The following is a 6391-nucleotide window of genomic DNA, read 5'->3' as shown; positions in this document are numbered from 1 at the left end:
AATAAAGTAATGGAGCAGGATTATGAACAATCCCACCCCAACTATTGACATAGAGCCAAAAAAAACAGAGTGATCACTCTGTTTTTTAATCATTATTTTTCTAATTTAATATATCCTCTTTCTACTAACTTTTTAATATGTCCATCCACTTTTTCTTTAATATTAATATGATATTCTTCTTCCAGAACAAACATCATAGATATAGCTACTTGAGCAACATCCAAAAGCTCTTTAGAAATCATTTCAATTACTTCTTTTTCTTCTATATGAATCTTTTCTCCATTTAAACCTCTAAATTTACCTATGGCTTGAGCAAGTTCTCCTGCCTCTTCCATAAGCTTTAAACAAGTAGATTCTAACCCTGGTTGCAAATTGTTTAATTTGGGCAAACTAATTTGTTTAAAAGTTGTATATTGCTCCATTGAATTGCTCCTTTCTTGTGTTTCTAAAAATATCAACTACGAACCTACACTTAAACTCAAAAGAAGCATCCTCTGAGATATTATTTTTTATATAACAAATCTTTTTTGCTCAAAAACTTCTTTATTAATATTTATATATACTTTATCTTCTTTTTTCAATTTATCAATAGGTTTATTTGCCTGAATAGAAATAGATCCTTCTGCCACTAAATACTCCAACGTCTTTTTAATATCTGTAAACTTTACTTTTGTAGTTTTATGAATATGATCTATAGTTGCTACTAAGTTTCCATTGTTATTTAAAAGTAAAGTCAAAATCATATCAAATGCATTTTGATGGTTCATTTCAAATTTTATATTTTCAAGAATTTTCATTTCTTCTTGATCTAGTGATAGCACTTCTTCTGGCTTAGGAACAGGTGTATTATGTAAATATATGATGTTTTCTTTTTCATCTTTTCCTATCTTAATCAATTGATAGTGAAGAAGTAACTCTAGATCTTCTTTTCTATTCGTAGGATATTTGTATCCTAATTTTTCAACTACTTTCTTTTTTTCTTCAATAACTTTATCTAATTGATTTTCAGTAGTAACATTTAATTTGAACAGTAAATTAGTAGCTTGATCTCCTACGATCTTCTCGCTTTGAAGATATCCTATCATCACATATATTTTGTAAGTCGTCTCTGGTAAATATCTTCCCCAAAGATAATCTTGAATTTCTTTTGGTATCTGAATTGTTTTTTGATTGTTCATTTGTTTAATCTCCTTTATTTTTATTTTATCAAGAAATGTTTTGTCAATATCAATTCATTTTTATTCATCAATCTAAATTCGTATCTTCCTATTTCCAAATTTTCTTTTTGTCTTTTAATTTCCATATTTACTATTCCTGTTTCTTCAATTTTTATAGGCATATTAAATACAATCTTTCTATTTTCTATATTTGCAAGTTGAGCCTCTAAATCAATACTTTTATATTGTTCTTCTATTTTTAATGGTATATTAATTTTTTCAGTATCACTACTAAATTCATCTACAATCATAAAAGAACATACAACTTTTTTTTGATCTTCTATTGTTAAAAATTCATAAAATCCATTTTGCCATCCGTTTTGAGGTCTTTCTAATCGAATTCTTGCATTATGATCTTTAATAGGTATATTAAATATAGTCATTTTCTCATAATTCTTATGATACGCAATAGCACCTTTGATCATTTCTTTTTCAGCATCTTTTATCTTTAACTGAAATGTAATCATTGGACTTTTATTAGAGAAAAATGCAATATTAGAATCTAGACTTTTTTGTGCATTATTTCTACTTTCAAGTTCTTTTAAATCCATAGGATCTGTAATCATAAAATTGATATTACTCGCTTCCTCACCAGATACAAATGCTTTTACTTGATACCAGCCTTTATTCCAATCTTTATCCTTTGGCTTTTCAAATTCTACAGAAAATACACCCTTTACTACTTTTTTATAATCATAATTTGTAATTCTTTCTTCTACCCCATCTTCTAAATAATATAATCCAATCTCTACTTCTACATGATCTATTGCATTGATATCCATATTCAATGTAATTTTAGGAAGATTTGCTGGGATTTTTGAAAGATATCTTTTGTTAAGCTTATATTTTTCTTCTAATATTTCTATTTTTTCTTTTATTTCTTCTTTTGTTAAAGGCTTTTTATGATTATTTTGCTCTATATTTTCTCTTTTTTCTAATCCAAACAATACTTTAACAGTATTTTCTTTGATAGACTCTAACATATCATCAAATAAATCAAAAGCTTCTTGATTAAATACTCGGATAGGATCTTCTCTTCCTACTCCTTGAAAACCAATTCCTTGACGAATTTGCTCTACTACATCCAAATGATCCATCCAACTTTTATCTATATTTTTCATCAAAATAAGTTGCTCCATATATCTAAGCTGGTTTGCTTCTATAACTTCTTCTCTTTCTTCATAAATTTTTAATCCTTCTTCTGTAATTCTATTTATCAATTCTTCTTTTGTGAGCTGTTCTATTTCCACTTTTGTACATGGACTAAAATCTATTCTATTTTTAAAAGATAATCTTGTATTTAACTCCTTTTGTAAACCCACTAGATCCCACTCTTCTGGAAAAGGGTTTTCTTCTGTATAAGGTATTACAATTCTTTTTATTACATCTTGAATCATATTTTTAATAAAACCACTCATATCTTCCCCATTTAAAATTTTATTTCTTTCTTTATATATAGTTTCTCTTTGTTTATTTAAAATTTGGTCAAATTCAAGAGTACTCTTTCTGATTCTATAATTGACAGACTCAATATTTTTTTGAGTCCTTTCAATAGCTTTTGAAAGAATTTTATCTTGAAGAGGCTCATCATCTTCTAAACCTATTTTTTGTGCCGTTTTTTGCATATTTTCCATGTTTTCTTGACCAAGTCTTTCAAACAAAGTATCTTCTAGAGAAATAAAAAATTGAGACTCTCCTGGGTCCCCTTGACGACCTGCACGACCTCTTAATTGATTGTCAATTCTTCTTGATTCATGTCTTTCTGTTCCAAGTACAAATAATCCTCCAAGCTCTTCTACACCTTTTCCAAGCTTTATATCCGTTCCTCTACCTGCCATATTCGTAGCAATAGTGACGGCTCTCTTTTGTCCTGCTTGCATAATAATTTGTGCTTCATTTTTATCTTGCTTTGCATTTAATAGTTGAAAAGGTACCTTGTTTTTTTTAAGAAGACTTGCTATTTCTTCTGATTGATCAATAAAAATTGTTCCAATCAAAACTGGCTGACCTTTTTTATGTCTTTTTTTGACTTCGTTTGCAATGGCTTTAAGTTTTGCTTTCTTTGTTTTAAATACAATATCTTCTTTGTCTTGTCGAATCGTTTGTTTATTTGTTGGAATTGCTACTACATCCATTCCATAAATCTCTCTTATTTCTAATTTTTCTGTAGATGCAGTCCCTGTCATTCCAGATATTTTATGAAACATCTTAAAAAAGTTTTGATATGTAATGGTCGCCATAGTCTTTGATTCTTTTTGAATCTCAACATTTTCTTTTGCTTCTATAGCTTGATGAAGTCCATTGCTATATCTTCTTCCTGGCATAAGTCTTCCTGTAAATCTATCTACGATTTGTATTTCTCCATCCTTCACTACATAATCTTGATCTTTTTTCATTACATAATTAGCATGAAGACTTTGTCTAATATGGTGAAGTAATTCTATATTTCCAATAGCTGCAATATTTTTAATACCAAATATCTTCTCCACTTTATCCATTCCAGAATCTAGTAGAGTAGCTAATTTTGCATCTGGATCATATTCATAATCCTCATCTTTTTTAAGACTTTTTACAAATTTATCAACAGTCATATAATATTGAGAAGGTCTATTTCCTTGTCCTGATATAATTAGAGGTGTTCTAGCCTCATCAATTAAAATATTATCTACTTCATCCAATATGACATAATTCAACTTCCTTTGAACTCTATTTTCTCTTAATACAACCATATTATCTCTTAAATAATCAAACCCAAATTCACTATTTGTTCCATATGTAATGTCGCATCTATAGGCTTCCTTTTTCTGCTCTATGCTCATCTGATTTTGAATGAGTCCCACAGAAAGACCCAAAAACTCATGGACTTGTCCCATCTCTTCTCTATCTCTTAAAGCCAAATAATCATTTACCGTAATGACAAATACCCCATCTTCTGTTAAAGCATTCAAATAAGCAGGTAAAGTAGATACTAATGTTTTTCCTTCTCCAGTCTTCATCTCAGCAATATTTCCTTCATGAAGCACAATTCCCCCCATTAATTGGACAGGAAAATGTCTCATATGAAGAACACGAAAAGAAGCTTCTCTAACTACTGCAAAAGCTTCTTCTAATAAATCATCTAGCGTTTGCCCACTTTTTAGTCTATCTTTAAACTCCAAAGTTTTATTTCTTAATTCTTCATCAGATAATTTTTTTATATTTTCTTCTAAGGCTAATATATTTTGTACTTTTTTCTCTATTCTTTGAATCTCTCTTTCATTTGAATCAAATAGTTTTGCTAAAAAACTTGCCATGATTTTCCTCCTATAATCTCATACTTACTAAAGTACATTTTACCATTAATCATATATATTTAAAAGAATATTCTTATAAACTAATAATAAATCCAAATAATACAACAGCTGCCTTACATGAATTTTTCACTGTAAGGCAGCTCTATTTTTCTAGAATAATGATTTTAGATTTAAGTTCATATCTTTACTCTCAATTTATTTTATAATAAATTCAGTCATAGCTGGTTTGCTCAGATTTACTCCATCTCTTGCTTTTATTCTATTTTCAACAATTAAAATATATGTTTTACCCAACTCAAAAGCACCATTTAATGGAATAATTTGTACAGCTTTATGATCTACCTCTACTTTATAATCTACATCAATAGATAAACCTGTTTGCTTATCTATAATATAAATATTATCTTTATTGATACTATCAAAATGGATTGGTTTATTAAATGCTACCCTCCATGCTTTGCTTGACTCTATAGCATCTTTTGTTTTAAATATTTCAAAACCTCCAAAATGATCTACTACATCAGCAGTAGTATCATCCATATACTCTACTGGATCATAAATAATATTCATCGTACACCCATTTAGCACAACAATAGATGGTCCTTTCACATCCACCATGTTCAATTTATTTCCATCTACAGTAACGATCACTTTATAATTTTCATGATTCTTTACATATTCTTTATTTGAAAACAAAAGACTACACTCAAAATTTCTTCTATGCTCTTTGTTATTATAATCATCGGCTATAAGCTTATCTAGTTTTGCAATTTTATCATTTGAATCATTTACTAGATACACATCTATTTTTGCATCTTTGCTCACATTAATCATTTCTAGTTCTATATTCAATGAATTACTTTGTACTCCTATTTCACTTATATCCATATAGCTAATAACTGAGTTACTATAAACTTTTAATATATAATCTTTCACTCTAGCTACTTCTTTACTGCCTAAATAAAAAACAATATCTACTACATTCTCGCCATTTTTATTTGCAAAATCGTTTATAAATTCTAAACTATCCGTATCATAATTACCCAAGATACTATATGATCTTATTTTATTAGCTCTAGCTATTACTTTTTCATTTTGAACAATTTCTATTTTACTTACCTTAATTCCCATAGAATTATTATCATCTTGGGACTGAAGACCAAACCACATATACATTGAATTGGCATTTTGTGAAAAAATCTTAGGATTTGTATTACACCTTACTTCATATTCTCTATTGGATACATTCATCTTTATGTTTTGTTCACTTAAAGCCAAAGATATAGTTGATCCCAATAATAATATAATTACTACATTTATAATAAATAGTGCTACTAATTTCCCCTTCTTCAACATATATTCCTCTCCCTTTTTCATCTTTATCAATTTGTATATTATACCAATTATTCATATTTTTTTCAACTTTATCATATAAATGGTTCTTATTAATACACTATAAAAAAACACCTCACAAGCATTTCTACCTGTAAGGTACTAGATTTTATTGATTAGTCGGACTAGGTTTAAATCTAAATACCTGTCCCTTGTAGTTACTTGTAATTTCTGTGGTTCTTGGTGAATCTCTATTTTATAGCTTTTAATTTTGCTATGTCATTCCAATTTTTTGAGGTTACTAATTCAACAGCGCTTAAATCATCTTTTATTGTATCTAATTTTACATTAACTTCTGTTCTAAATTCAGTTAAATCAGCAGTTTGTTCATAAACTGTTTGTATTTTATTGCTTATATTATCAAGTTTGTTATTTATTTCATTTCTAAACTCTTTATTATCTTCTTGAATTTGTTTTATTTCATTCCTAAACTCTTTATTATCTTCTTGAATTTGTTTTATTTCATTTCTAAACTCTTTATTATCTTCT

At 28.1% G+C, this 6391-nt stretch carries 4 protein-coding genes and 1 pseudogene; all 5 read right to left on the bottom strand.

The features are described from left to right. Positions 1 to 92: 92 nt before the first annotated feature. On the bottom strand, positions 93 to 422 hold the full coding sequence (locus tag EK368_RS03045; RefSeq protein ID WP_129596293.1) for a MazG-like family protein: 330 nt from the start codon (positions 420 to 422) through the stop codon (positions 93 to 95). 87 nt (positions 423 to 509) lie between these two features. Continuing rightward, entirely contained in the window at positions 510 to 1178 is a 669-nt protein-coding gene (locus EK368_RS03040; protein WP_129596291.1) for a DUF6042 family protein, read from the bottom strand. An 872-nt stretch (positions 1179 to 2050) separates the two neighbouring features. Then, positions 2051 to 4510, bottom strand: a pseudogene (gene secA, locus EK368_RS03035) (preprotein translocase subunit SecA); the annotation flags it as partial. 195 nt (positions 4511 to 4705) lie between these two features. Next, positions 4706 to 5866 (bottom strand): hypothetical protein, encoded by a 1161-nt coding sequence (locus EK368_RS03030; RefSeq protein ID WP_129596287.1) that lies wholly within the window; start codon positions 5864 to 5866, stop codon positions 4706 to 4708. Positions 5867 to 6093: 227 nt separating this feature from the next. Then, positions 6094 to 6391: hypothetical protein (locus EK368_RS03025; protein WP_243109348.1), on the bottom strand; the 298-nt coding region annotated here is incomplete at its 5' end.

This window comes from Anaerophilus nitritigenes, assembly GCF_004138215.1.
Lineage (GTDB): Bacteria > Bacillota > Clostridia > Peptostreptococcales > Thermotaleaceae > Anaerophilus > Anaerophilus nitritogenes.
This window is presented reverse-complemented; position numbering and strand designations above follow the sequence as displayed.

What these genes read in the sequence shown, in the direction of transcription:
- EK368_RS03045 (WP_129596293.1), bottom strand. Translation starts at nt 422, where the DNA reads ATGGAGCAATATACAACTTTTAAACAAATTAGTTTGCCCAAATTAAAC.
- EK368_RS03040 (WP_129596291.1), bottom strand. Translation starts at nt 1,178, where the DNA reads ATGAACAATCAAAAAACAATTCAGATACCAAAAGAAATTCAAGATTAT.
- EK368_RS03030 (WP_129596287.1), bottom strand. Translation starts at nt 5,866, where the DNA reads ATGTTGAAGAAGGGGAAATTAGTAGCACTATTTATTATAAATGTAGTA.